Source organism: Rhodospirillaceae bacterium (assembly GCA_018662005.1).
In the GTDB taxonomy this organism is placed as follows: Bacteria; Pseudomonadota; Alphaproteobacteria; order Rhodospirillales; family JABHCV01; genus JACNJU01.
Map to the genome: position 1 here is coordinate 61,644 of JABJHA010000008.1, position 26,286 is coordinate 87,929.

30 protein-coding genes and 1 pseudogene are annotated in these 26,286 nt (G+C 54.5%); 17 read left to right on the forward strand and 14 right to left on the reverse strand.

The genetic code is table 11. From position 1 onward, the window contains the following. Window position 1 precedes the first annotated feature (1 nt). The 5 genes and pseudogenes from HOL66_04635 to HOL66_04655 all read right to left on the reverse strand — a co-directional run bounded on the left by HOL66_04635 (window position 2) and on the right by HOL66_04655 (window position 3,853). On the reverse strand, window positions 2–1,291 hold the full coding sequence (locus tag HOL66_04635) for an aminotransferase class III-fold pyridoxal phosphate-dependent enzyme (protein ID MBT5243509.1): 1,290 nt from the start codon (window positions 1,289–1,291) through the stop codon (window positions 2–4). A 166-nt stretch (window positions 1,292–1,457) separates the two neighbouring features. Continuing rightward, window positions 1,458–1,751 (reverse strand): annotated as a pseudogene (locus HOL66_04640) (hypothetical protein). 58 nt (window positions 1,752–1,809) lie between these two features. Beyond that, entirely contained in the window at window positions 1,810–2,760 is a 951-nt protein-coding gene (locus tag HOL66_04645; protein MBT5243510.1) for a glutathione S-transferase family protein, read from the reverse strand. Window positions 2,761–2,783: 23 nt separating this feature from the next. Beyond that, window positions 2,784–3,395, reverse strand: a complete 612-nt coding sequence (locus HOL66_04650; GenBank protein MBT5243511.1) for an FMN-dependent NADH-azoreductase — start codon at window positions 3,393–3,395, stop codon at window positions 2,784–2,786. A 38-nt stretch (window positions 3,396–3,433) separates the two neighbouring features. After that, the gene (locus HOL66_04655) at window positions 3,434–3,853 is read right to left on the reverse strand and encodes a DoxX family protein (protein MBT5243512.1); all 420 of its coding nucleotides are present in this window, start codon (window positions 3,851–3,853) and stop codon (window positions 3,434–3,436) included. A gap of 139 nt (window positions 3,854–3,992) precedes the next feature. Here HOL66_04655 and HOL66_04660 point away from each other — a divergent pair, with 139 nt between their 5' ends. The 13 genes from HOL66_04660 to HOL66_04720 all read left to right on the forward strand — a co-directional run bounded on the left by HOL66_04660 (window position 3,993) and on the right by HOL66_04720 (window position 15,984). After that, window positions 3,993–4,898 carry a LysR family transcriptional regulator gene (locus tag HOL66_04660; GenBank protein MBT5243513.1) on the forward strand — a complete coding sequence of 302 codons (906 nt, stop codon included), beginning with the start codon at window positions 3,993–3,995 and terminating at the stop codon, window positions 4,896–4,898. Continuing rightward, window positions 4,895–5,404 (forward strand): DUF1285 domain-containing protein, encoded by a 510-nt coding sequence (locus HOL66_04665; protein ID MBT5243514.1) that lies wholly within the window; start codon window positions 4,895–4,897, stop codon window positions 5,402–5,404. Before HOL66_04660 ends, HOL66_04665 begins: the two co-directional genes overlap by 4 nt. A 10-nt stretch (window positions 5,405–5,414) precedes the next feature. After that, a complete protein-coding gene (locus HOL66_04670; protein ID MBT5243515.1) occupies window positions 5,415–6,035 on the forward strand; it encodes a CoA pyrophosphatase in 621 nt (206 codons plus the stop codon). Then, window positions 6,032–6,319 (forward strand): hypothetical protein, encoded by a 288-nt coding sequence (locus HOL66_04675; protein ID MBT5243516.1) that lies wholly within the window; start codon window positions 6,032–6,034, stop codon window positions 6,317–6,319. The genes HOL66_04670 and HOL66_04675 overlap by 4 nt, the downstream gene beginning before the upstream one ends. A 53-nt stretch (window positions 6,320–6,372) precedes the next feature. Next, window positions 6,373–7,611, forward strand: coding sequence for a CCA tRNA nucleotidyltransferase (locus HOL66_04680; protein ID MBT5243517.1), 1,239 nt, complete (start codon window positions 6,373–6,375; stop codon window positions 7,609–7,611). Then, window positions 7,608–8,246, forward strand: coding sequence for a lipase (locus HOL66_04685; protein ID MBT5243518.1), 639 nt, complete (start codon window positions 7,608–7,610; stop codon window positions 8,244–8,246). Before HOL66_04680 ends, HOL66_04685 begins: the two co-directional genes overlap by 4 nt. A gap of 289 nt (window positions 8,247–8,535) precedes the next feature. Beyond that, entirely contained in the window at window positions 8,536–9,234 is a 699-nt protein-coding gene (locus HOL66_04690; protein MBT5243519.1) for a cytochrome c3 family protein, read from the forward strand. Between the two features lie 26 nt (window positions 9,235–9,260). Beyond that, window positions 9,261–11,489, forward strand: coding sequence for a molybdopterin-dependent oxidoreductase (locus HOL66_04695; protein MBT5243520.1), 2,229 nt, complete (start codon window positions 9,261–9,263; stop codon window positions 11,487–11,489). Between the two features lie 3 nt (window positions 11,490–11,492). Continuing rightward, a complete protein-coding gene (locus tag HOL66_04700; protein MBT5243521.1) occupies window positions 11,493–12,344 on the forward strand; it encodes a 4Fe-4S dicluster domain-containing protein in 852 nt (283 codons plus the stop codon). Then, window positions 12,344–13,780 carry a polysulfide reductase NrfD gene (gene nrfD, locus HOL66_04705; GenBank protein MBT5243522.1) on the forward strand — a complete coding sequence of 479 codons (1,437 nt, stop codon included), beginning with the start codon at window positions 12,344–12,346 and terminating at the stop codon, window positions 13,778–13,780. The genes HOL66_04700 and nrfD (HOL66_04705) overlap by 1 nt, the downstream gene beginning before the upstream one ends. A gap of 4 nt (window positions 13,781–13,784) precedes the next feature. Continuing rightward, the gene (locus HOL66_04710) at window positions 13,785–14,330 is read left to right on the forward strand and encodes a DUF3341 domain-containing protein (protein ID MBT5243523.1); all 546 of its coding nucleotides are present in this window, start codon (window positions 13,785–13,787) and stop codon (window positions 14,328–14,330) included. 38 nt (window positions 14,331–14,368) lie between these two features. Further along, the gene (locus tag HOL66_04715) at window positions 14,369–14,902 is read left to right on the forward strand and encodes a c-type cytochrome (GenBank protein ID MBT5243524.1); all 534 of its coding nucleotides are present in this window, start codon (window positions 14,369–14,371) and stop codon (window positions 14,900–14,902) included. Window positions 14,903–14,940: 38 nt separating this feature from the next. Continuing rightward, on the forward strand, window positions 14,941–15,984 hold the full coding sequence (locus HOL66_04720) for a hypothetical protein (GenBank protein ID MBT5243525.1): 1,044 nt from the start codon (window positions 14,941–14,943) through the stop codon (window positions 15,982–15,984). Here the strand turns inward: HOL66_04720 and HOL66_04725 are convergent. Further along, window positions 15,972–16,418 (reverse strand): tRNA (cytidine(34)-2'-O)-methyltransferase, encoded by a 447-nt coding sequence (locus tag HOL66_04725; GenBank protein ID MBT5243526.1) that lies wholly within the window; start codon window positions 16,416–16,418, stop codon window positions 15,972–15,974. The two genes, HOL66_04720 and HOL66_04725, sit on opposite strands and share 13 nt — an antisense overlap. 177 nt (window positions 16,419–16,595) lie before the next feature. Here HOL66_04725 and petA point away from each other — a divergent pair, with 177 nt between their 5' ends. The 3 genes from petA to HOL66_04740 are packed head-to-tail and all read left to right on the forward strand — an operon-like array spanning window position 16,596 to window position 19,180. Beyond that, window positions 16,596–17,150, forward strand: coding sequence for a ubiquinol-cytochrome c reductase iron-sulfur subunit (petA, locus tag HOL66_04730; GenBank protein MBT5243527.1), 555 nt, complete (start codon window positions 16,596–16,598; stop codon window positions 17,148–17,150). 12 nt (window positions 17,151–17,162) lie between these two features. Then, window positions 17,163–18,392, forward strand: a complete 1,230-nt coding sequence (locus HOL66_04735) for a cytochrome b/b6 (protein MBT5243528.1) — start codon at window positions 17,163–17,165, stop codon at window positions 18,390–18,392. Next, window positions 18,389–19,180: a cytochrome c1 gene (locus tag HOL66_04740; protein ID MBT5243529.1), complete on the forward strand. Its 792-nt coding sequence runs from the start codon at window positions 18,389–18,391 to the stop codon at window positions 19,178–19,180. Before HOL66_04735 ends, HOL66_04740 begins: the two co-directional genes overlap by 4 nt. A gap of 181 nt (window positions 19,181–19,361) precedes the next feature. On the opposite strand, the gene HOL66_04745 is transcribed toward HOL66_04740, so the two are convergent. The 6 genes from HOL66_04745 to HOL66_04770 all read right to left on the reverse strand — a co-directional run bounded on the left by HOL66_04745 (window position 19,362) and on the right by HOL66_04770 (window position 23,269). Continuing rightward, complete coding sequence (locus tag HOL66_04745) at window positions 19,362–19,766, reverse strand: hypothetical protein (GenBank protein ID MBT5243530.1); 405 nt, start codon at window positions 19,764–19,766, stop codon at window positions 19,362–19,364. Between the two features lie 41 nt (window positions 19,767–19,807). Further along, the gene (gene nrfD / locus HOL66_04750) at window positions 19,808–21,010 is read right to left on the reverse strand and encodes a polysulfide reductase NrfD (protein ID MBT5243531.1); all 1,203 of its coding nucleotides are present in this window, start codon (window positions 21,008–21,010) and stop codon (window positions 19,808–19,810) included. Next, window positions 21,010–21,786 carry a 4Fe-4S dicluster domain-containing protein gene (locus HOL66_04755; protein MBT5243532.1) on the reverse strand — a complete coding sequence of 259 codons (777 nt, stop codon included), beginning with the start codon at window positions 21,784–21,786 and terminating at the stop codon, window positions 21,010–21,012. Before HOL66_04755 ends, nrfD (HOL66_04750) begins: the two co-directional genes overlap by 1 nt. Before the next feature lie 42 nt (window positions 21,787–21,828). Continuing rightward, window positions 21,829–22,308 (reverse strand): hypothetical protein, encoded by a 480-nt coding sequence (locus tag HOL66_04760; protein ID MBT5243533.1) that lies wholly within the window; start codon window positions 22,306–22,308, stop codon window positions 21,829–21,831. 41 nt (window positions 22,309–22,349) lie between these two features. After that, on the reverse strand, window positions 22,350–22,724 hold the full coding sequence (locus HOL66_04765; GenBank protein MBT5243534.1) for a c-type cytochrome: 375 nt from the start codon (window positions 22,722–22,724) through the stop codon (window positions 22,350–22,352). 143 nt (window positions 22,725–22,867) lie between these two features. Next, a complete protein-coding gene (locus HOL66_04770) occupies window positions 22,868–23,269 on the reverse strand; it encodes a methylglyoxal synthase (protein MBT5243535.1) in 402 nt (133 codons plus the stop codon). A 136-nt stretch (window positions 23,270–23,405) separates the two neighbouring features. Here HOL66_04770 and HOL66_04775 point away from each other — a divergent pair, with 136 nt between their 5' ends. After that, window positions 23,406–24,593 (forward strand): MFS transporter, encoded by a 1,188-nt coding sequence (locus HOL66_04775; GenBank protein ID MBT5243536.1) that lies wholly within the window; start codon window positions 23,406–23,408, stop codon window positions 24,591–24,593. Here HOL66_04775 and HOL66_04780 read toward each other — a convergent pair. Continuing rightward, window positions 24,580–25,335, reverse strand: a complete 756-nt coding sequence (locus HOL66_04780; GenBank protein MBT5243537.1) for a VOC family protein — start codon at window positions 25,333–25,335, stop codon at window positions 24,580–24,582. The genes HOL66_04775 and HOL66_04780 overlap by 14 nt on opposite strands. Before the next feature lies 1 nt (window position 25,336). After that, a complete protein-coding gene (gene lsrF, locus HOL66_04785) occupies window positions 25,337–26,263 on the reverse strand; it encodes a 3-hydroxy-5-phosphonooxypentane-2,4-dione thiolase (GenBank protein ID MBT5243538.1) in 927 nt (308 codons plus the stop codon). Between the last annotated feature and the right edge of the window lie 23 nt (window positions 26,264–26,286).

A 26,286-nucleotide genomic window follows, 5' to 3' on the forward strand; every position in this document is an offset into this window, starting at 1 on the left:
ATTAAGCGATTGCAGCGTCCAGGGCTTCCAGATAGGCGTCGACGGCGGCAGCGTCGTGGGCCAGGGAAACGTAAATTTTAGTCAGCATGGGATTGATGAAAATACCCAGCCGGACCAGTTCCAGGTCAATCTCCCGACGCCGCTTACGGTCACCAGTGGTCTCGCTTTGCATGTCGACAACGGCGATATCGGTCAGTTGAAACTGGGCCAGCGGCCCTTGCCCGTATACCTGGGCGGCAATTCCCCGTTTGGCGAAAGTGGCGGCGATGCCGTCTCTCAGGCGTGCCCCCATGGCGAACAGGTGTTCATACGCGCCCGGCGCGCCCAGCACATCCAGAACCGCATGGGCCGCAGCCGATGTTACCGGCCCGCCGCCGGTGGTTGATGCCGCCCACACATAGCGATCGGTTTCGTGTCGATCCTCGCGGACCTCATCCATGACATCGGCGCGACCGCCAAGGGCGGCGATGGGGAAGCCGCCTCCCAGCGCCTTGCCGTAAGCCAGCAAGTCCGGGGTGACGCCGTAGTAGGCGCAGGCGCCGCCCAAGTCCAATCGAAACCCGGACACCACCTCGTCGAAAATCAACAATACGCCGTGGCGTTCTGTTATTTGACGCAAGCCGGTCATAAATTCCTGGGTCGCCAGCACCGAACGCTGAACCGGGTCGATGATGACGGCGGCCAGATCATCCGCATTGTCGGCAATCAGTTGTTCTGCCGCGCCCAGATCATTATAGGGTGACACCAGAAGGTCCATGACGGCGCTGGCGCCGCCTGTGCCGGTTGCTTCGGCGGCAGGCAGGCCGCCTTTACGGGACCAGAAAAAATTGGCCACGCCCTCGACGTGTGAGCCATGAAAAGCGCCCTCAAATTTCAGAATCTTGGATTTTCCGGTCGCCCCGCGGGCAATGCGGATACAGGTCATGGTCGCTTCGGTGCCGGTTGAAACGAAGCGCATACGCTCAAGACACGGCGAAATTTCAGCCAGCCGTTCGGCAAGTTCGACCAGTGGCGTGCTCATGGCGGCAAAATTGATGCCCAGGGCGGCCTGGCGGGCGACCGCTTCGACAACCTGCGGGTGGCCATGGCCGATCAGGGCCGAGCCCCAGGCCATGGTGTAGTCAAAATACTCGCGGCCCTCAGAATCCCAGATCCGGCAACCCTGACCGTTCTTGAAGACCCGCACCAGATCATTTGGCAAGTCGTATTCGCCGTTTGATCCGGCCGGGAAAAGCCTCTTCGCCCGTTCGGCCCAGTCAGATTGAGGGGGGTTTTTGTTAGCCGCTTCCATTGTCCACTCCCATCCTTGCCGTCACGTTAGCCGCGCCCGGTCTTCGTAGGCGGAGTAGCAATTACGGCACCGGGATATAAAAAGCCCCTTAAATATACCCGCCTTCATCGTTGCCGGGAAATTCTTCTTCATCTTCTTCGCTGCCGAACAGGGTTTCGACATAAGCAAATTCCTTGCGCAGACCGCGCCTGGCGAGCAGTTTTTGCTGCGCCGGTTCGGGCAGGTCGGTGAAGCGGAAGGTGCCTTTTTCGATCAGTAAGTCGATCAAATCTTCGAGAACACGGGCAAGGCCCAGATCGGATTCAATCATATCCTTCTTGGCGGCGGCGTCCGTATCGCCATCGTAGAGGAAGTCGATCAATTGCGGATCATTGGAATTGACCTCGTCCAGACCCGGTATTTCAGCCGACGAATAAACGGCAATAATTTTTCCGGTGTCGTCGCGTTTGACGAAAGGCATTGATAAATTCCCCGCTAATTTCACTTGCAACCAAGTGTAACGTCCGGGGGCGTACCTGTCACGTGATCGTGTCGCGCCGGTGCGGGCTAGTAAAGTCGATGTCCGGCCCTTTGGGGACGATACCCGATGGGTTGACCATGGTGTGGCTGGCGTAATAGTGGCCCTTGATTTGATCCATATTGACGGTTTCTGCGACACCCGGATGCTGATAAAGCTCACGCAGATAGCCCCACAAGTTCGCATAGTCGACAATACGTCGCAGGTTGCACTTGAAGTGACCAACATAGACAGCGTCAAAGCGTACCAGTGTCGTAAACAGGCGCCAGTCGGCTTCGGTAATCCGGTCACCGACAAGATAGCGCTGACCCGACAGGCGTTCTTCCAGCGCGTCAAGGCAATCGAACAAGGCGTCAAAAGCCTCTTCATAGGCTTCCTGGGTGGTCGCGAACCCGGTTCGGTACACGCCGTTGTTGACGCGGCTGTAAACGTCTTCATTGATAGCGTCGATATCGGCCCGCAGGTTCGGGGGGTAATAGTCAGTCGTGTTATCGCCGAAAGCGGAAAATTCGCTGTTCAGCATACGGATAATTTCAGAGGACTCGTTGTTGACGATGGTTTCGCTTTGCCTGTCCCACAAAACCGGAACCGTCACCCGGCCGCTGTAGTCAGGCTTGGCTTTCAAGTAAACCTGATAAAGCGTATCCAGACCATACAGCGGATCACCGCCTTCTGCGAAAGTCCAGCCTTGCTTCCCCATAAACGCTTCAACAAAGGAAACACTGACGACATCTTCAAGTTTCTTCAAGCTGCGCATGATCAGCGTCCGGTGAGCCCACGGGCAGGCCCAGGACAGATACAGGTGATAGCGTCCGGCCTCGGCCTTGAAGCCACTCGTGCCGTCGGTTGAGACCTGTTGACGAAAGGAAGAGTCCCAGCGAACAAATCGACCGTCTGTATTGCTGGTGTCGTAGCCTTCGTCCCGCCACACACCTTCAATCAATTTACCCATACTTGTTCTCCTTGATGCCGGCTTTAAGCGGCCAGCGCACTAACCGCTGATTTTACAGCTTCGTGGGCAACGGCAACGCCCTCATTACCAGAGGCAACGCCTTCGGCGTTGATGAACGTGACATTATCCAGTCCAATAAAGCCAAGCACGGTCTTAAGATAAGGGGTCACAAAATCCATTCCGTGGGCTGGGCTTTCGGGGCTGTAATCGCCACCCCTGGCACCGAGCACAAAAACCTTCTTGTCGTTCAACATGCCTTTCGGTCCGGCTTCCGTATAGGCGAAAGTGCGCCCGACCCGGGCAACATGATCCACCCAGGTTTTAAGACCCGAGGACGGACCGAAATTATGCATCGGGGCACCAATGACAACCACGTCGGCAGCCTCAAGCTCTTCAACAAGGGTGTCTGAAAGGGCAATACTCTCGCGGGCCCCCTCATCGCGCTGTTCAGCCGGTGTATATATAGAGCCGATGGTCGCACCATCAAGGTGCGGAGGAGGGCTGATGCCGACATCACGACGGACGACTTCGGTATCCGGGGAGGCGGACATCTGGGCGTCGATAAAACTGTCGACGAGCCCATTGGTGACACCTTGCGGGTTGGGACTGCTGGTGATGGCAAGAATGTGGGTCATAATTAAAAGACTCCTGTCTGAATGTTTCGGAATTGGCTTTAAGCGTTGATGCGGGCCTGTCCGGGAATCGGCAGACGAACTGCATAAAGGCCCTCGCCTAAAAGCGCCTGAACAACCGTCGCCACGCTCAGGAATATCGGATATTCCCAGCCGCCGCCTTCGGCGCTGAAGACCCAGCCATTACCGAAATGAACCTGAGCCGCGCCCAGCAAAATCGGAATGATGACGATAGAGACAGGGCGCACATAAAGCCCTGCAATCAGCATGAGGCCGCCGCCGACCTCAATAAAGGTTACAACATAGGCGAAGAAACCTGGGTAGCCGATGGACTCGAAGAAGCCAACGGTACCGGGCATGGTGAAGACAAAAATCTTCAGGAACCCATGGGCAATCAACATGACGCCCAGAGCCAGGCGCAATATCAGTGCTGCATATGAGGACGAATTTTCGGTGGACATGGTCTTTCTCCTTAAACTTTTGGGTGATGGATAATCATTTCAATCATCTTCATGGGAATGTATGGCCCATTAAGCCCGTAGACAATTATGCAATTTTGATTATAATTGTTTCCATATTGGAAACGATCAAGGGTTCATCATGGACACGCTGAACGGCTATACGGTTTTTACCAAGGTTGTCGAAACCGGTGGCTTCTCTGCGGCTGCCCGTGATCTCAACATCAGCAAATCGGCCGTCAGCAAGCACATCGCCAAGCTTGAAGATCACCTGGGCGTCAGGTTGCTTAACCGGACCACCCGCAAACTGTCACCAACTGAGGTCGGTGCGACTTTTTACGAACGGGCCCGGCGGATTGTTCAGGATGTGGAGGAAACCGAGCAAGCCGTCAGCGCCCTTCACGTCGAACCGCGCGGCACCTTGCGCTTGAACGTACCAATGTCGTTTGGCATCTCCCATGTCGCCCCAATCCTGGCAGACTTCAGCAAACGCTACCCGGACCTCAACATCGATATAGTCCTTAATGACCGTGTGGTCGATCTTCTTGACGAAGGGTTTGATGCCGCCATCCGCATCGCCCGCCTGCCAGACTCTACACTGATCGCCCGCAAGCTGGCGCCAATGCGGCTGATCCTTTGCGCCACCCCCCAGTACTGGAAAGAACACGGCATTCCGGAACATCCTTCGGATTTGCAAAACCATAATTGCCTGATTTACAGCTACCTGCTTAAAAAGAATGAATGGTCATTCAAAGGCCCGGACGGTGATATTTCGGTCAAGGTATCGGGCACCATCAGCGCCAATAATGGTGACGCCCTTCGGGGCGCGGCCCTTAAAGGTGTCGGCGTCTACCTGAGCCCAACCTTTATCGTCGGTGATGATCTGCGCAGTGGCCGCCTGCAAAGCGTGCTCAACCATTTCATGGAAACGGATCTGGCCATCTACGCGGTCTATCCCCACAACCGCTATCTTTCTGCTAAAGTACGTGCCTTCGTTGATTTTCTGGCCGAACACTATGGCCCCGAACCATACTGGGATGGTCCATGAGCAAGCAGAAAAACACCCTTCCCCTGGACGCCGTCTGCGGTGAAATCGATATCCGTATTGACCGCACCGGCCAATGGTTCCACGAAGGATCGCCGATTGGCAGGAAGGAACTTGTCAAACTGTTCGCCACGGTCCTTAAAAAGGATGAAAATGGCGATTACTGGCTGCAAACCCCGGTCGAGAAAGGCCGCATCCAGGTCGAAGACGCACCGTTCATTGCCATCATTATGACCATCGATGGAAACGGCGAGGATCAGATCCTTCACTTCGAGACCAATGTCGGTGACACCATGAGCGCCGGCACTGAAAACCCAATCAGGGTCGAGACCGATCCGGAAACCCGCGAGCCCTCGCCCTATGTACTGGTTCGCGACAATCTGGAAGCCAAGATCGCACGGCCGGTGTTTTATGATCTGGTTGCCCTGGGCGTCGATCACCAAGGCGACTTCGGTGTGTGGAGTGGCGGCTTGTTCTTCCCCCTTGGCCGTCTTGATGACGGACTTTAAGATGATCAGAATGACCCATCCCCTTTCCCCCCTGGACAAAGACTGGCTTGCCGGAAATCTTGATCAATCGACGGCGACACTTGAACAGGCGCCGCGCGGCGACCACGATCTAAATCCGGGCACCCGCTTGGCAAGCCCGCTGACCGCTGCGGCGGTGCTGGTGCCGCTGGTCACCTATCCCGACACGACAACAGTACTGCTGACCCGGCGCACCGATCATCTTGCCAATCATCCGGGTCAGGTCAGCTTCCCCGGCGGCCATATTGAACCGGACGATGGTTCGCCCGAAGAAACCGCTATTCGCGAAACCGAAGAAGAAACCGGCATGGCGCGCCGCCATATCGAAGTTATCGGTAGACTTGACGATTATGAAACCCGCACTGGTTTCAGGGTGACGCCGGTTGTTGCCATGGTGTCTCCGCCGTTTGAGCTGACCCCCGACGTCCATGAAGTCGCAGAAGTTTTCGAGGTGCCGCTTGCGTTCCTGCTCGACCCGGCCAATCATCAACGTCATGCTCGTGAATTTGAAGGAACGGAGCGACAATTCTTCGCCATGCCCTACAAGCAGCATTTTATCTGGGGGGCGACTGCCGGTATGTTGATCAATCTGTACGAGGCCTTAAAAGAATGATCCGTGTTTTTCTGCTTTATGTTTTGCCCATCGCCCTGCCCAGCCTGATGTACTTCTGCTGGGCCGCCTACATCCACAAATTCGACGAGGGTGAACCCGACAAGGCGGCGATAATACGCCAGGGACCCTGGTTCCGGCTTGTCCTGGCCGGCCTGTGCCTGATGGCTGTTGGCCTGGTGACCGCCGCCATAACCGGCGGCATGAGCCCGGATGGCCAGTATCAAGCGCCTTACGCCAAAGATGGCGAAATCGTACCCGGCCGGATGGTTCCCAAGCAGGAGTAACGTTCGTGAGCACTGGCCTGCAACCGACCGGTAAACTAGCGCCGCAACCGTGGATGACCGCGCCGCAAACCTTCGCCCTTTTCAAGGCCCTGCAGGCCGGTGGCAAGGAGGCTCGTTTTGTTGGCGGCTGCGTGCGAAATGCCGTCTTCGGGCTGCCGGTCACCGATATTGATATCGCCACCCCCGAACTGCCCGAGCGGGTGCTTGAACTTTTGCAAGCAGCCGACATCAAGGCCATTCCAACAGGGATCGAGCACGGCACCATTACCGCCGTCATTGACCATTGGCGCTATGAAGTCACGACCCTGCGCATTGATGTTGAAAGCCATGGACGTCATGCCACCGTTGCCTTTGGTGACGACTGGCTGGCCGATGCCAAGCGCCGCGATTTCACCATCAACACCCTGTCGAGCACACTTGAAGGCGATATCTATGATCCGTTAACCGGCCTTGATGACCTTGGCCAGCGCTGGGTTCGTTTCGTCGGTCGGGCCAAGGACCGCATTGAAGAAGATGTCCTCAGGTTGCTGCGCTTTTTTCGCTTTCAGGCGACCTTTGCCGGGATCACGGTTGACCGCGACGCGCTGGCCGCCTGTCGCCTGCTCGCCCCCAGACTGAATGAACTGTCCGCCGAAAGGGTCCGCGATGAACTGTTTAAAATTCTTGAAGCGCCCAACCCGGCTGACACCCTGGGGCTGATGAGGGGCGAGCGGGTGCTCGAACATGTGCTGCCGGAAGCTGAAAATTTTGGCCGCCTGCGCATGATCTGCTGGCTTGAGACAACGGCGATCAAGGTTCCATCGGTACAGCCCGATACGCTCAGGCGTCTTGCCGCCACCCTCCCCTGTGATCCATCGGGCCATCAGCCGCTGGCCGGAAGATTGCGCCTGTCCAACAAACAAACGGTGCGTCTGTCGACGATGACAAGCACCACGGTTACGATAAACCCGGAAATTGACGTACCCACCCAACGCAAGGTCTTGTATCAACTGGGCGCAGATGACGTTCGTGATCAGTTGTTACTTAACTGGGCCCAGGAAATGTCCATCGAACCGCGCCATAGCCCCCAGCGTACTGAAGCATGGCTGGCTTTACTTAATGTCGCCGACAACTGGACGCATCCCGTCATTCCGATTAAGGGTGATGACGCCTTGACCCTTGGAATGAAGCAAGGTCCCGGTGTCGGTGAGGTTCTTGGCGCGGTTGAAGACTGGTGGCGTGAAGGCGACTTCAAGGCCGACAGAGATCAATGCCTGGACCGTTTATCAACAATAATAGAGGAAATAACATGACCGCCTTGCGCATCTGTTTTGTTGGCGACAGCCTGATCAATGGAACCAACGACGAGGAATTTCAGGGATGGCCCGGACGCCTGTGCGCCGCCGAATGCGCGCGCGGCCATGAGTTGACATATTATAATCTGGGCGTGCGCGCCGAAACATCCGAACAGATCGAAATGCGCTGGCGCGCTGAATGCGAACCCCGCCTGCTTGATATTCATCCCGGGGCGCTGGTGTTCTCCTTTGGCGTCAATGATATGGCGATAGAAAATTCCGGTGAGGTCCGGGTTTCCAGACAACGTTCCCTTGAGGTCGCCAAAAAGATGCTTGGACAAGCCCAGCAATGGAAGCCGACCTTGTGGATTGGACCGGTTCCGGTCGATGAAACACAACAGCCCTTCCAGTCCGCCCCCGGCGTCGCCTACCATTTTTCGACCGGGCGTATGGCCGAACTTTGTCGGGACTATGAGACCCTGGCTGCCGAGATGGGCATTCCCTACCTAAAACTCATCGAGCCCCTTGCCGGCGAAAAAGTTTGGCAAGAGTCGTTTCGGCAAGGTGACGGGGTCCATCCCGCCGGGCCCGGTTACCAATTGATGGCAGACAGAATCAGCACTTGGACGGCCTGGCGCAACTGGCTGGATTAAAGCTGCACCTTTTATTAAAAATCAGTCCAATTATTATATTAGAATTACTTAATAAAGGTAAATAAGTCGCACCGGGAACAGTCACTAGCACCCACCTGACAAGGTAGTTCTATTCCTCCTCACAGAAGCAGTAGTAATTGATGACACTTTTATACTAAGGTGCTTCCGAATCATTTAAGAAGTTACGTGCTGAGGACTGATTTTTGATTACCATTACTATATTATCTAATTCTAATATTGCGACTAACTTGCGCCGTACTGCGACCTCCCATTTTAGAGAGTGTCGTTCGTGAAGGCTGAAGCGAAAACCTGTCACGAACAATCCCACCGTCCGTCATTCAAATGGACACGGATGTGGGTTGTGCTCGTGCTCGCCGGTCTGCTTGGCGGACTGTCGCTGTCCGGCTCGCCTTCCGCCGATGAACTTTTGGCGCCACCACGCGTTCATACGCCGCCGGGCGCAGCCGATAGCGAGGATGAACCCCTGGGCCCGTTCCCCGGTGTTGTCGCCCCTGAAGGCACATACGATGGCAAGAATGTCGAACAACCGATCGAATTCCCCCATGACCTTCACGCCGACACCAACAAGATCAATTGCCTGTACTGCCATACCTACGCACGCCGTAGCGCCGTCGCAGGAATTCCGCCGACGTCAAAGTGTATGGGCTGTCACAGCGTTATCGCCACGGATCGCCCGCGCATCAAAAAGCTGACGGAATATTGGGAAAAGGGCGAATCACCACCGTGGAAAAAAGTTCATGACCTTCCCGATTTTGTCCGCTTCACCCACGAGAGGCATTTAAAGAAATTCCTGTTCGACAATCCCGACATGGATGTTGAGCGTGTCGACGAGGTCTGCGCCCTGTGTCATGGAGACGTCAAGAAAATGACTGTCGCCAAGAAACAAAAACCACTGACCATGGGATTCTGCACCCGCTGTCACGAGGCCAATGACGGTCCCTTCGATTGCCAGAAGTGTCACAAGTAGAGCATTTTAGAGGAAGTATACCGGCAATGAGCAAAATCGAATTTGATCGCAGGGATTTCCTCAAAGTTATGGGCGTCAGTGGAGTCGCGGCCACCGTTGCCGGTTGCGATATGCCCTCCTACATCACCTCCGAAGAAGGCGTTGAAGAAGTCATCCCTTACCTGTCGCCGGAAGAATTCGTTATTCCCGGTGTCGGTGTCCATTACGCCTCGACATGTCTGCAATGCCCGGCAACCTGCGGAATCCGCGGTCGGGTTCGCGAAGGGCGGGTGTTGAAACTTGAAGGCAATCCGAAGAGCGCTTTAAACACTGGCAAACTGTGCCAGATGGGACAGGCCGGATTGCAGGCCCACTACAACCCGGACCGCCTGACAAAGCCCCTGGTTCGCAAGGACGGCGCGCTTGCCGAGGCCACCTGGGAAGATGCCCTGGCCCTGATAGAAGAAAAAACCGGTCCGTCTTCGGGGATTTCGGGCACCCGCTTTGCCTGGCTTACCGGCACCACCAGCGGTCACCAAAGCGTCTTGCTGAAGGCCCATCTGGAAAGCCTCGGCTCGTCCAATCATTTTGTCCACGAAGTCATAAACAGCAAGGTTTGGCAGGCCGTCTGCCAGGATATGCTGGGCCAATCCATGCCCCGCTTGCGCATCGACAAAGCCAAAATGGTGTTGTCCTTCGGCGCCGATTTCCTGGGCACATGGATGTCGCCTATTCATTTTTCCGCCGACTACGCCAAATTCCGTTCCGGTGAAGACCGCGGCATGTTGGTACAGGCCGAGCCGTCGATGTCGCTGACCGGCGCCAACGCTGATCTGTGGGTCGCCCTGCGCCCCGGAACCGAGGGCGTTATGGCTTTGGGACTGGCTAATGTTCTGATTAACAAGGAACGCATGGACGCATCGGCCCTGCCCGCCGACGCCCTGCAACTGATCAACCAGTACGGCGTTTCGAGGACCACTAGAATAACCGGTATCGCCGGTGATCGCCTGATCCGCATTGCCCGGCACTTGAAAGAACGTTCGCCAAGTCTGGTTCTGGCTGGCCAGTCAGCCGCGGCCCACGCCGATGGTTTTCAGTCCGTACAGGCGGCGATGTTGTTGAATGTTCTGCTTGGTAACATCGACCAAACTATTGAAGCCAATGGCGGTTTTGCTTTGCCGCAACTGGCCTCGGTCAGTGGCGGAACCTCTGATCTGGCGCGTTTTGCAGACGCCGCCGGGGCCGGAAAGCTCGATGCCGTCTTCTTTGATGGCAGCAACCCGCTTTTCGCCGCACCCAGCCACCTTGGCCTGAACGAAAAATTCGACGCCATCCCCTTCAAGGTTGCCTTCAGCCAGTTCATGGACGAAACCACGGCCCACGCCGATGTCGTCCTGCCCATGGCCTCACACCTTGAAGATTGGGGAACCCACGTCGCGGCTTATCAAGGGGCTGATCACGAAATTGCCTTCCAGCAGCCACTGATGGAATCAATTCATCCCGGAACCCGCAGTTTTGGTGACATGTTGCTGGCCTTGAATTCCATGCGCAACCCTGGCCCATTTGACGGGCTGGAAGACTACTACGCCTATCTGCAAAGTGCTGTTGGATCGATCCCCGGCGTCCTCAGGGGCGAGGATGATGAAGGTATCAACACCAGCGCCTGGAACCGGATTTTACAAGACGGACGCCTGCAAATGCCAATCGACACCAGGGCCCTTGCCAGCAACATTTCCGCCAATGACATGGACGTCAAGGAGGCCGACCCGGCGTTCCCTTATTATCTGGTGCCGACCCCGCGCAGCACTCTTTACGATGGCCGCCACGCCAACATACCGTGGCTGCAGGAATCACCTGACCAAATCAGCAAAGTGGTGTGGAATTCATGGGCTGAAATCCATCCGGTTACCGCCGCCAAGCTGGGTGTCGAGGAAGGCGATGTCATCACCGTCACAACCACCGACGGCTCACTTGAAGTGCCGGTCTACATTCATAAAGGCATTCACATTGACGTTGTCGCCGTGCCCATGGGACAGGGCCATAAGGAATATGGCCGTTACGCCAAGGGACGCGGAGTCAACCCGTTGAAAATTCTGAGCCCCGGCAGCGACGCCAAAACCGGCGAACTGGCCCTTTTCGGCAGCCGGGCGGCCCTTGCCGCGACTGGCCGGGCCGGTCGTCTGGTCAAAATGGGCAACACTGAAACACAACATGGTCGCAAGATTGTCGCCACCATCACCGCCGAACAACAACGCCGCAACGAAGGGGACTCTTAAGCAATGTCTCTCGTCAGAAACTTTATCGAAGACTGGTCGCGTTATCGCAGAAGCATCGACGAAGGCGGCTTCCACGAATATGAACACATGTGGGGCATGGTCATCGACCTTGATAAATGCACCGGCTGCAATGCCTGTTCGGTCGCCTGTTACGCCGAAAACAATCTGGCCGTGGTTGGCGAGGACAAGTTTGAAAACGGCCAAGGTATGCACTGGATGCGTATCGAACGCTATTGGGACGAGCCGAACCTGGGCAACGAGCGGGTCCGCGATACCCAGGAGCATGGCGCTTCGTTCATGCCGATGATGTGCCAACAATGTAATTCAGCGACTTGCGAACCGGTTTGCCCGGTTTCGGCCGCCTACCACACCCCAGATGGCCTTAACGCCCAGATTTATAACCGCTGTGTCGGTTCGCGTTACTGCGCCAACAACTGCCCGTATCGTCTGCGCTATTTCAATTTCTTCTCTTACTACGAAGACAGCTGGCCGTCGCCGCTGGATATGCAGTTGAACCCGGATATTTCCGTGCGCGACAAGGGCGTTATGGAAAAGTGCACCTTCTGCGTTCAGCGCATCAGGTCCACCAAAAACGCCGCCAAGATGGAAGACCGTGATGTCATCGACGGCGAAGTGCAGACGGCGTGTCAACAAACCTGCCCGACAACGGCGATTGTTTTCGGTGATCTTCTTGATCATGAAAGCGATGTTCACAAGCTTTGGCATAAACACCAGACCCGCCTTGGCACGACGAAGCAGAATAAAGATAACCCTGAATTGCGCGGATACAGGCTCTACGAACAACTCAATACCGAGCCCTCCGTCACCTACCTGGAACGGGTGCGAGACGTTTAATGGCTGAGGAAACACACGTACACGCGACCAAGGATATCGACGAGAAAATCGCCTGGGCGAAGATCAACACCGATGTCCTAAGGAGTATGGAAAACCCGCGCATGGGTTACTGGCTGGCTGTTGGCGTCAGTATTTGCATGTTGATGGTCGGCGTCTATTCGGAAGTCTACCAGTACAACGTCGGCATGGGCCCGGCGCAGTTGAACAATCCGCACATGTGGGATTTGTATATATCTACCTTTGTGTTCTGGATTGGCATGAGCCACTCAGGCACGTTGCTGTCGGCTATTTTGCATTTGTTCCACGCCGACTGGCGCAAGCCGATCTACCGTTTTGCCGAGGCCATGACCACGTTCTCGCTGATGACGGCGCTGGTCTTCCCGATCATTCACTTAGGGAGGGTCTGGAACATGCACTGGGTTATTCCCTATTACAGTGACCGTGGCATCTGGCCGAACTTCAGATCACCGCTGGTTTGGGATGCTTTCGCCATCACCACCTACCTGACCGGATCGGTGCTGTTCCTGTATATTGGCATGATCCCTGATCTGGCGATTTGCCGTGATAACGCCATTGGCTGGCGCAAACGCCTGTACACCTTCATGTCCGTTGGCTGGCGCGGCGATGACCGGCAGTGGCGCAACTTCCGCAAGACTTATCTTCTGATGGCCTGTTTCCTGATCCCGCTGGCGGTGTCCGTGCACTCCATCGTTGCCGCCGATTTCGCCATGGCGATCATGCCGGGCTGGCACGTTACTTCATTCCCGCCCTACTTCGTTTCCGGGGCCCTGTATTCTGGCTGTGCGGCGATTATCACCCTGTTCGTGCTGCTGCGGTATTTCTTCAAGTTCGAGCAGTACATGACCCTGCCGATTCTCGACAAAACCTGCAAGCTGACCTTCGCCATCGCCATGGTCTGGTCCTATTTGAACCTGATTGAGTTCGCTTCTGTCTGGTACGGCCATGACATACCGGCCAAGGAAGTGCTGATCGCCAAGTTCACCGGCCCTTACTCACCCTTCTTCTTGGGCATGTTATTCTGCGGTTCGGTGCTGCCCTTTACCCTGGCTTTTGAGAAAATCCGCCGCAACCCGATGTTGCTGCTACCTATTTCCATCTTCCTAAACGTCGGCATGTGGCTGGAACGCTACATGATCGTCGCCCCGACCCTGTCCCTGTCCTATCACCCCTGGAGTTGGGATGTCATGTGGCCGGGCTGGGTTGAGTGGGGCATTGTCTTTGGCAGCTTCGGCTGGTTTGGCCTGCTGTTCCTTATCTTCGTCAAGGTGTTCCCGTCGGTGTCCATGTACGAGGTCAAGGAAATGGTCTACCACCGCCGTCGTGTGGTCTATGAAGACGCCGAACTGAGAGCCCATGAGTATAAGACGGGCGCTTCGGGCGCCAGCAGCGCCGCCCCGGCGACGGAGGGCTCTTAAGGTTATGGCTAAAAAAACCCCCAAGAAAAGGCTGCTCGGGCTGTTTGGCGATTTTGAACAAGCGATCAAGGTGATTATCGATATCCGCCAATACGAAGTTCCCGGCGTCAATGTCGACAATATCACCATCAAGTCGCCCATCGAACATCCCGAGATCGAGGAAATCCTTGGCGACCGGCCCTGCCATGTATCCAAATTCACGTTGTCGGGCGCCCTGTTCGGCTTGATTTTTGGCGCCTTCTTCCTGGCCGCTGCCCAGGCCAACTTCCTGATCCAGCCGCAAGGCGGAAAGCCGGTTATCACCATCACCTCGAATCTGGTGCTGATATACGAAATGCTGATCCTGTTCGGAATGCTGGCGACCTTTATCGGCTTCCTGTTCGGGGCTGGCCTGATGCGCAAGCGTTCGACCCTGGATGATGAAATGATCAGCCTTGATCAGGTCGGCATCGTTATCGAAGTCGAAGATGAAAACATCGACCCGGTCATGGCGTTGTTTGAAAAACACCATGTGCTTGAGGTCAGGGACAGGGAGCTCACGGACATATGAGACATCTTTTCCCGTTCCCGCTTGCATTCGTCTGCCTGATGCTGGCCGCTGCCGCCCTGTTGGCGCCCACCCCGGCCCATGCATGGCCCTGGTCGACCGACATGATGAACCAACCCAACGTCAAGCCACAGGAAGGCCCCATGCGTCCCTTCCCAAGGCGTTCGGTTCCGGTAAGCGGCATCCCGACAGAAATCATCGACCGCGACGAGGCCGAAGAAATGGCTAATCCTTATCCGCCAAGCCCGGCATCCATTGGAACCGGGCGGACCCTGTTCAAAATCTATTGTGCTGCCTGTCACGGCATTGCCGGGCGGGGTGATACCCCCGTCGCCGAACTGATTGGCACCGTTGATTTGACCGACCCCGATATGGTCGGCGACCTGACAGACGGCTGGATCTTCGGCACCATCACCTTCGGCAGCGCCATTATGCCCGCTTACGGCGTCACTAACGAAGAAGGGGAATATCGCGGTTCTAACGATTTAAATGTCGAGGAACGCTGGCATGTCGTTAATTACATTCGCAACGGCCTGGTTGCCGACGCCGAAATGCGCGAGGCAGCTGCACAATGAAGAAAACCTGTTTTTTTAACAAAATGAGCGCCTGAGCCATGGAAGATTTCGGTAGCTGGTCGATCATCACGACGAATTTCCTCATTGTTCTATATTTGGCCTTGGGGGGCGTTATCCTTTCGTCACTGCTGCATCTGGTGAACGCCAAATGGCGCTTTCAGATCCGCTGGCTGGCCTGCGCCAACATGGCGTTATTCCCCATCGCCTTTGTCCTGTTGCTGATTTTGCTATCCAACGGCGAGGCCACATTCCCGTGGCTGGCCACGGCCCATAATGAAGGCGTACATCTGCCGGGATGGCAAAACTATACCTTCCTGGTGATCCGCGAGATCGGTGGCTTTATCTTCGCCTTTGGCCTCTGCTACGCCTACGTCAAATTGCAGAAACAGGCCGAAATTGACCCGGCACCCGCCGTCCAGCGACGCTTCCGCAATGTGGCCCTGACCATCCCCTTCCTTTATGTCATCTACGGCAGCATGGTCGCCTGGGATTTTGAAATGACCATGGAAGCCGGATGGCACAGTGCCAGTTACGCGGCCTATCAGTTCCAAAGCAACTTCCACGGCTTTCTCGCCTATTTTGTCCTGATGCTCTACGTCATGGATAAAACAGGCAATATGAAGGACGACTTCGAGCGTAAAATTTACAACTATCTGGCCCAGCTTATTCTTGGCATGACCATTTTGTGGATTTACTTCTACTTCACCCAGTACCTGGTTTTCTGGTATGGCCGTCTGCCCTTCGAGATGGATCGCTTTATTCGTATGCTCGAGGGTGGTTACTACCCGCTTATGGCGCTGTTCCTGACCTGCAAGTTCATCATTCCGTTCTGTACCTTTATCTTCACCCCGGCCCGCCACAGCCGTCCGACTGTGGTTATTGTGGCGGTGTTCATTCTTGCCGGGACATGGCTTGAACGTTACGTGTGGATTTCAGGGTCCGTTGCCAGCCGCTATTTCCACACGCCCCTGTCAAACTCCTTTGACCTGCTGGTCACCGGCTTGATCATGGCGGCTGTGTTCATGTCACTGCGTTGGCAACTGAACCGCGAGAATTTGCTCAAAAACCGTCAATCGGTCTGACGCAAGGCCTCTCCCAGAACCATAGCCGCTGCGATGGCGACGTTGAGTGAGCGCGCGCCGGGCGCCATTGGCACCTGCAATTGCGCATGGGCGGCGGCAAAAACATCGTCCGGAACCCCGGCGCTTTCACGGCCGACCATGATGATGTCGTCGGCCCGGAAGGGAAAATCCGTATAAACGGTTTCAGCTTTCGTCGACAACAACACCAGCCGCACCCCTTGAACATCTATTTCCTGCTTGAAGGATTGCCAGGAGGAATGCCGGGTGACATCGGCATCTTGCAGATAATCCATAGCGGCGCGTTTTAACTGCCGGTCGGAAAAAACGAACCCACAGGGCTCGATAATATCGACGGCGATATCAAGACACATGGCTGTACGCAGCAAGGTGCCGGTATTTTGTGGAATATCCGGTTGATAGAGGGCGAGACGCATGTTTTATTCATTCAGACTGTGAAAATTGATCCATGTTAAGGCATAATGCACGAAAGACCTGATTTTATCCCTTTGCATCCAGGATTGTATTGATTATACCCTTCTGCCAATCTAGGGCGCGCCCGGCAACAAGATCAGATTTAAATCGTCCCGAACGGACACCTAAGAGGTTCTTTCATGACCGACCAAGCAAGTGACGACACGGCAACCCCTGAAGAAAGTGCCAGCAGGCGTGATTTTCTGCAAATAGCCACCTATACGGTTGGCGCGGTTGGCGCCGGTTTGGCCGTCTGGCCAATTGTTGACAGCATTAACCCGCCGGCAGATGTTCTCGCCCTTGCTTCGACAGAGGTTGATCTTTCACCCGTCGAAGTCGGACAGAGCATCACTGTTATCTGGCGTGGCCGTCCGGTCTTCGTTCGCCACCGTTCGGAAAAGGAAATCGAAGACGCAAGGGCCGTCCCCCTGGACGCCATGCCTGACCCGCAAAGCGATGATGACCGAACGCAAAAGCCGGAATGGCTGATTATGGTCGGCATCTGCACCCATTTAGGATGCATTCCCAACGGCCAGCGGCCAACTGATCCTAAGGGAGACTTCGGCGGCTGGTTCTGCCCCTGTCACGGTTCCCACTATGATTTGTCCGGACGCATACGAAAAGGCCCGGCCCCGACGAACCTTGAAATTCCGACTTATGAATTCGTTGACGATACAACCATCAAAATCGGCTAAGGGAATTATAAAATGAAACTATCAAAATCCATCATTTTGCCCTTTCTTGACTGGGTTGATTATCGTCTTCCGGTATTTTCCTATGCACGGGAAAACCTGATTGATTATCCGACGCCAAAGAACCTGAACTACTGGTGGAATTTCGGATCGCTTGCCGGCATCGTCCTGATGATAATGATCATCACCGGGTTTTTCCTGGCCATTAACTACACCCCGCACACGGATTACGCCTTTTCCAGCGTCGAGCACCTGATGCGCGACGTTAACTATGGCTGGCTGCTGCGCTTTATGCACGCCAACGGCGGCTCCATGTTCTTTATCCTGGTCTACATTCACATGTTCCGCGGCCTGTATTTCGGCTCTTTCAAAGCGCCGCGAGAATTGCTGTGGATCATCGGCGTGGTCATCTATCTGTGCATGATGGGCACCGCCTTCATGGGTTATGTGTTGCCCTGGGGACAAATGAGCTACTGGGGTGCTACCGTTATCACCAGCCTGTTTTCCGCCGTCCCCATTATTGGCGATACAATCGTCACCTGGCTGTGGGGTGGCTTCGTCATCGATAACAACACCCTGACCCGCTTCTTCGTTGGTCACTACCTGATGCCGATGGTTATTTTCATGCTGGTTGTTGTTCACATGTGGGCCTTGCATGTCCATAAATCGAACAACCCGCTGGGCGTTGATATGCGGACCCCGGCTGACAGCATTCCCTTCCATCCTTATTACACCATCAAGGATATGGTCGGCATGGGCGTGTTCTTTATCGTCTACTTTGGATTTGTCTTCTTCGCCCCTGACTTCTTCGGCGAGCCTGACAACTATATCGAGGCCAACCCGCTGGTCACACCGCCGCACATTGTCCCCGAATGGTACTTCCTGCCGTTCTATGCAATCCTGCGTTCCATCGACAATAAACTGATCGGCGTTATCGCCATGTTCGCCGGTGTCTGCATTCTGTTCGCCTTGCCGTGGATGGATCGTTGCCGGGTTCGCAGCGCCAAGTTCCGGCCGATTTACCGGCAGTTTTTCTGGCTGTTCTTCGCCGATTGCATCCTGCTTGGCTATATCGGCGCACAAACCGCCGTCGAGCCGTTTGTCACCATCGGCCGTATCGCCACCGCCTATTATTTCGCCCACTTCCTGATTATTTGCCCGCTTATCTGTAAGTTTGAACGACCCCTTGTGCCGCCGGAAAGTATCAGTGCGGGTGTTCTGAAAGCCCAGAAGGGAGCTGAATGATGCGTATCAACATGACGTTCCCGCGCACCATTGGCGCCGCCTGTGCCGGTGTTCTGCTTGCCACAGCGATCAGCACAGCGGCCCAGGCATCCGGTGACAGCGTCAAACTGGAAAAACAGGACTGGTCCTTCAATGGTATTTTCGGCACTTATGACAGAGGTGCCTTGAAACGCGGTTATCAGGTTTATTCCGAAGTGTGCGTTAGCTGCCACTCCCTGAATTATGTCGCCTATCGTAATTTGATGGATATTGGCTTCGAGGAAACAAACGTCAAGGAAATCGCCGCCGAATTCGAGGTCGAGGACGGCCCAAATGACGAAGGTGAAATGTACCTGCGTCCGGCCCGCCCCTCGGACCGCTTCGTCGCCCCTTATGCTAACGAGAAAGCCTCCCGTGCAGCCAACAACGGTGCTTTCCCACCTGATTTGTCGCTGATGGCGAAAGCCCGTAAGGGTGGTCCGGATTATCTTTTCGGCCTTCTGACCCGTTATCATGAAGAAGCGCCCGAGGGCATGGAACTGGCCGATGGCATGAGTTATAACGAGGTCTTCCCTGGCCATCAGATCGCCATGTCGCAGCCCCTGGAAGATGAGTCGGTTGAATACGAGGACGGCACGCCTGCGACACTGGTTCAGCACGCAAAAGACGTCACCACCTTCCTGGCCTGGGCTGCAAGTCCGGAAATGGAGCACCGCAAACGTCTTGGCATCAAGGTCATGCTATTCCTGTTCGTGTGGACAGGCATGTTGATCGCCCTGAAGAAAAAAATCTGGGCAAAGCTGCATTAGAGCATTCATATCGATCAAATTACCCACCATTAAATTAAGTGATTTGATGGCAGTTTGATCTTTGTATGATCGATCAAATTTCCCGCCATTATATGAAGTCATTTGATGGCGGTTTGATCTTTGTATGATCGATCAAATTTCCCGCCATTATATGAAGTCATTTGATGGCGGTTTGATCTTGCTAGTTGTTCAGGGCGCCCCGGTTAATCCAGCGGCGTAGCATCAGTTTTTCCCATTTGCTCAACTCTTTGCGGCCACCGTGGGGCATCTTCAGCATGGCGTTGGCGCGTCCTTCGATCAACACCATCATGTTACTTGAGAATGCGTCACCCGGAACAATGATCGAGCCATATTCTGTGCCCTTCATCAGGCTTTCATAAGTACTCATATCCAGTTTGCTTTTCTCGTAACCTTCCTGGCCGGGAACATGACATTCCAGACAATGCTTTTCCAGGATCGGCATAACCTCAGCTTTAAAGGTGGCGTGATCGGCGCGCGCACTTGTCGACAAAACCAGTCCAATGAGCCCGGCCCCAAGCAGAAGTCCTTTGGGGAAACATAAACATCGTGATTTCCGCACAAACATAGCAACCTCCTTTCGCTTTCTAACTCTCCCTTATTCAGCCCTTACATCTGGGCCCGTTTTGGTTCCGTATCCATGCTCTTGCCTTCAAAGATCGGAATGAAACGGCTGATCACGTAATACGTCACAAACGGTGCAACCATGATAGTCCCGGCTGTCAACAACCCTTCCTTGGCAAAGAATTCAAACTCGTAATGGACGAACCCGCGTTCTGATTTTGAAATCAACTGACCGCCGACAACGACATTGAAGCGCATCACCAGCACCTGGAAGATCAGCATCAGGCTGCCCAGGTTGCCCAGATAAAGCAGCGCCTTATCCCTGATATCCAGAAGCGAGACAATGCCAAGCACCAGTATCGGGCCAAGCGACAGGAAGCCCATTTGGCCAAGCACATAGGAATTATACAAAGGTCCCATCAGCAGCGGCTTGATAACGGCCCAGTGGGCTCCTTGCTCATAACTGACGAAGGTAATTTCCAGAATCTCCAGCGCGTAATCCAGAATAAACGCTATCCACAAGGTGATGATGAACTTCTTGATCAGGACGTAGTCGTAACCCTGTCCGCGCCGCCACATAATAAAGCTGTACATAAGAAACATCATGGCGATGCCACTGACAATGGCAGAGGACAGGAAGATAAACGGCTGCAGCGCCGTCGCCCACCAGGCGACCGCTTTCACAGAACCGAAGACAAACCCCACATATCCATGCAACAGGCAAGCCCAGGGAATACCGATGCCGGCCAGGAATTTGGCTAATTTTTTATCGAACGCGGCCGATTCCGGATTGTAGGTGGTAATACCCAGGCACAGGATTTTCCAGAAAATTGCCATGTTTCCGGCGGCTTCATTGGCTTTTTCGATGAACACCTTCCGGTAGATAACCCAGATTTCGATCATCAGAAGCACCAGATAACTGGAGTACACATAACCGAAAATACTCATCGCCGAGGTTGTGTGTGGTGTGGTGTAGATCTGGTAGGCCCGTTGCGGTTGGCCCAGATGAACCAGCAGGGGCATGGCCGCAAACAGGCCGAAACTGAACGCCGCAACCAGCGCAAAATTGGCAATCGGCTTGAATTCCTTGACCCCAAAGACATGGTACATCGATGACAGCACAAAGGCGCCCGCGACCAGCCCTGTAATGTAGGGGTAGATGACAATCATGATCGACCAGGTGACATGGGCGTTATTGGGAAAGATGTAATTGACCAGGGCACCATCAGGCAGTCCAAAGGCTTCCATCACACAACCTCCCTTGGCAAGCCGATATAGAAGCAAGTCGGATCGGTATGCATTTCAGGTTTCAAAACCATCCACTGATCGGCTTCAAAAAGTTTCGAGACTTCACTGTCGATATCATTGAGATCGCCAAACAACCGCGCCTTTTGCGGGCAGACAGTGACACACGCCGGCAGCAGACCCTTTTTCACCCGGTGATAGCACCAGGTGCACTTGTCTGACTTATGCTCGACAGGATTAATGAAACGCGCCCCGTAAGGACAGGCCTGGACGCAGTAGCCACAGGCCATGCAGTAATCCCGGTCAACCAGCACGAACCCTTCGGGTGATTTGAAGGTGGCGCCGACCGGGCAGACCTGAACACATGGCGGGTTGTGACAGTGATTGCACATTTTGGGTACCGTGCGGCTGAGTTTGATATTTTCCCGGAACCGCTTGTTGAGCTTTTCAAAACCCTCAATTGCTCCCTTGGGCGAGTCGACGTAGACGCCTTCATCCCTGACCACATAGCGTTCGACCCAGGTACGGAAATAATCAGTCGGCACGCTGTTTTCACGCTTGCAGGCACGCACGCAGTTGCCGCAACCGATACACTTGCTGACATCGATGATATAGGCATATTTGTGTTCGGCTTGATCCCTGTGCTGCGAGCCCCCTGTTTCGGGTCCGTGTGCCATAGCACCCGGTCCAAAAACCATCAGCACGGTCGCCGTCGCCGTCCCTTCGAGCAGACGCACCAGGAATTCCCGTCGGGAGTCGGGTATTTTGGAATTTTCCATATCGATTAATTCCTTCGCGATTTTATTTTGCTTCTGCATGGCCTAAGGCGTCGGGTCATGCGGCGTGTGACAGGCGGTACAGACCATGTCGGGTTCAATTTCCCCATGCTCCTCGACCTTTTTCAGGTCGAATTGAGGGAAGTTTTCGGGCTTGCTAACCCGTGCGTCATGACAATTCAGGCATTGCCATGTCGATTCGTCGTCAACCACCGCGTCAGCGATTTTCTCGCCTTCTTTAACATGATCGGCAAGCGCCCCGTGGCATGACTCACACGACAGCGCCTGATGCTTGAATTCGGCGAGTTCCTGGTTAACTTCCTCGTGACAGGTGACGCAGGACTGATTGCCGCCATAAGAAACCTCGTAGCTTGCGTTGAGCGTCAGGGCGTCGCTACGGTACCAGTCCTTGTAATTCCAACTCGATGGCGTCGCCACTTCCTTGATAACAAGAAACACGAAAATGGCGCCGATAAGGACCGCCGCGAGTCGAACGATGTGGGCTTTTGGGCCTGGTAACGACATGGTTTTCTTCTCCCGGAAAAAAGCCGGACAAATCCGAAGTCTTATTTAAGAGTCTTCAGGTAGGCGATGATGACGGCGCGCTGATCTTCTTTTTTCAGCTTGTAAGCCATGGTTTTGGCGCCAACGAATTTCTTCGGATTAGCCAAAAACTGATCCATGTTCTTATCATCCCAAACCACGTCAGAGCCCTTTAAACCCTTGTATTTGGCGAAGTCTGTGGAGCCCGCTTTGCGACCGATAATACCGGCCAATGAAGGGCCGTTTTTATGCTTTCCGGCCTCTGTCGAGTGACAGCTGCCACATCTTTTCTTGAAAAGTTTCGCCCCGTCTTCTGCGTCGGCAAAGGAAATGGAAGGACTGGAAATTAATGTCAGAACAAAAATTCCAGAAAGAACCGTCAACCATGATTTTTTCATCGGACTGCACCTTAAATCTGACCATAATTAAAATTACAAATTGTAAGGTTAATATAGATGGATGATTCAGGGGATCGTTGACGTAGATCAAAAATGATCAAATACGATCTTTAAAATAAAACTAAATCATATGAGTTTCGCACTCAGGAATCTTCATTTGTCTCCTTGCGCCCCAACCAGGGCATCAACGCTGCGCCCGCAACGATGTTTGTCGCCAGCGGCACCTTGTTCAGGTCACAAACCCTGTAGAAAGGTGAAATATCGGGCTGACGCTCACCTGTGGCCAGCGGATCACGCAGAAAGAAGACCGCCCGGATGACACCCGTCGTACAAATCAGTCCACACAGATGAATCTCGCCACCCTGGGAATTTGAATGAAGGGCGGAAACTTCAAGCCCCAACTCTTTTTCAATGATGGCACCTGTTTCCTTCGTTGATAACAGGCGGTAGGACTCGAAAATTGGCCGATTGGTCTTGATCAGCTTGACCAATTGATCTGCCATTGCCTCGTGGGCGATCAGGATCAGGGATTTGGCCGTCGTCATGGTATTTTCTTACAGTTAGAAATTATTGTTTCGATTATGAAAAATCCGTTTAATTGAAGTCTATATTCTACTAAAAAGGGGCAGCCCCGCCTTGATAATGATCAAAGCCGCTCCGCAAGCGGTCATTGGAAAATAAATGCACCTGTCCCGCGATCATCGTAACGTCACTGTGCTTGCCCTTTGTCAGGCGTTGTTCATAACCGGGCAGTCGATAATGTTTATTCTCGCAGGCCTTGTCGGGGCCGACCTGACCGAAGAAAAGGCACTGGCGACTTTGCCCATTTCGGTGATCATTATCGCCACCACCCTGACAACCATTCCCGCATCGTTGCTGATGAAACGAATTGGTCGCAAACCGGGTTTTATGATTGGTGCAACATTTGGCGTGATCGGCGCGCTTATTGCGTCTTACGGTATTCAACAGTCGAATTTCTGGATATTTGTCTTGGGCACCGGGACCATCGGCACTTACGGCGGCTTCGCCCAATACTACCGTTTCGCCGCCGCCGATGTGGCCGAGTCCAACTTCAAGGGCAAGGCCATCTCGCTGGTCATTTCAGGCGGCATCGTCGCCGCTTTCACAGGCCCGCTTTTAACTAATTATACCTTTGATATCAACGTCATACCCTTTCTTGGCTCTTTTGTAACCGTGGCCATACTGGCGGCAACGGCAATCCTGATGTTGACCCTGATTGACATCCCCCGCCCCGATATTGCCGAGCGCAGCTCAAGCGGTCGACCCCTGACTGAAATCGTCCGCAATCCGGAACTTCTGGCCGCCATCTTCGTCGGCATGATCGGCTATAGCGTTATGAGTTTGCTGATGACCGCGACGCCGCTTGCCATGGTCGCCCACGGCTATATGGTTCACGACGCCTCGTTTGTCATCCAGTGGCATTTGATCGGCATGTTTGCGCCGGCCTTTTTCACAGGATCGCTGATCGTCCGCTTTGGGGTGCGAAAAGTCATGTTCTCAGGCACCATATTGCTCGCCGGGGCGATCATCGCCGCCCTTGTAGGGGAAACGGTGACTCACTTCTGGGTGGCGCTGTTCGCCCTTGGCCTGGGATGGAACTTCACCTTCATCGGTGCTTCTACCCTGCTGACCGAAACCTATCAACCCGAAGAACGGGCCAAGGTCCAGGCCTTGAACGATTTCATGGTTTTTGGAACCGTCGCCCTGGCCTCGCTGACTTCGGGCACGATATTGCACTTCTTCGATTGGCGGACGGTGAATTTGGCGGCTATTCCGCCCATCACACTGGCTGCGGCGGCGATTATTTTCCTGATTATCAGGAACAGACGAATTATCAGGAACAGATAAAATGTAGCCTAGCGCCGTTGGCGTGCTGTGGCTGCACGGACAAACCTTCGCCGTCCTCTGTATATGAAATTCCCGCATCATCAAAGAACACCGCAGTGGCCGTAAGGTCAGCCACCTCAATGCCAAGATCGCTAAGCCCCGCACCGTCCTCTGCTTGAACCAGACACACCTTGCGGCTGACAAAGTCCGCACCAAGTACCTGCCCATAGGCGACAGTGGCCGCAGCCACGTCCTGCACGGCGATGCTCATCCAGGCGATGCCCCTGGCGCCATTTGCATGGATCAGCCATTCGGGGCGGCGCATCAGTTCCGGGGTCAGGTGCCGGCAAAAGAACCCGGACAAGCCCGGTAATGTTCCGGCAGGGGGATGGAGCAGCCTGAAACGCGGCTCGACAGTACCATCTGGTAATTCCAGTAGCCGTTTCAGGTCTTGCGGCTGACCACCCAGTTTTTCCGCAAGCGCCTCAAGATCGGAACTGGCGAAGGCCATGCCGAGCAAACCCTCGCCATGACTTTCCAGAAATGCATCAAGATTATTGGTGAACTGGCTGGCGTCGACGATGCCCAGCAGTTCAAGATAATCAACGGCGAACATGATGCAGTAATTGGCCGTGCCCCAGCCGATGTGCTTGCCGCGCGGGCAGGTGGTGAAGCCAAGCCGCTGCCAGTCAAGCCGCGCCGCCTCAAGATCGGCAACCCCGACAAGGGCGTGATCAAAACCGTCGATAAGGTCTCTCAGCACCCTATTTCCGTCGTTTGGCTCTGGCCGCCTGCCTTTTGCTCTTCTTCTTTTCTTCGGCCAACAAGGTCTGATACAGGTCCAGGGCTTTCTTGGGACGCATATTTTCATGAACCACCGCACGAACCGCCTGGATCATGGCCACAGGGCTGTCGGCCTGGAAGATATTGCGGCCCATATCGACACCTGCCGCGCCCTGATCGATGGCCTTGTAAGCCATTGTCAGCGCCTCAAGTTCCGGTAATTTTTTGCCACCGGCAATGACAATGGGAACCGGACAGCTGGCACAAACGTTTTCGAAACCCTTGTCGAAGTAGTAACTCTTGACGTAATGAGCCCCCAGTTCGGCGGCGATGCGGGTAGCCAGCAGGAAATAGCGCTGATCGCGCTTCATGTCTGCGCCAACGCCGGTGACGGCCATGGTCGGGATGCCGTAACCATTGCCGCTGTCGATCAGCTTGATCAAATTGGCGATGGATTTATGTTCGTATTCAGCGCCGATGTATATCTGGGTCGTAATGGCGGCGACGTTGAGGCGGATGGCATCGTCTATATCGACGGCGATGGTCTCATTGGACAGCTCGCTGAGGATGCTTTGACCACCCGAACAGCGCAAAACCACCGGCTTGTTGATGGACGCCGGAACGATGGCCCGCAAAGCGCCGCGCGTGCACATCAAAACGTCGGCATGCTCCATCAGGGGGACAATTGTCAGGTCCATGCGTTCCAGGCCGGATGTCGGACCCTGGAAGTAGCCATGGTCGAAAGCCAGCATCACAGTGCGCCCGCTGTCCGGGTTGAAAATACGGCCCAGCCGGTTCTGCATACCCCAGTCCAGGGCGCCTGCCCCCTTGACATGAAATGGTTTGTTTTCCTGGGGGATGCCGATGCCGAAATCCTTGCCTTCTTTGATGCCGTCTTTGTCAGCCATGTTTATTCTCCTAAATTCAAAAA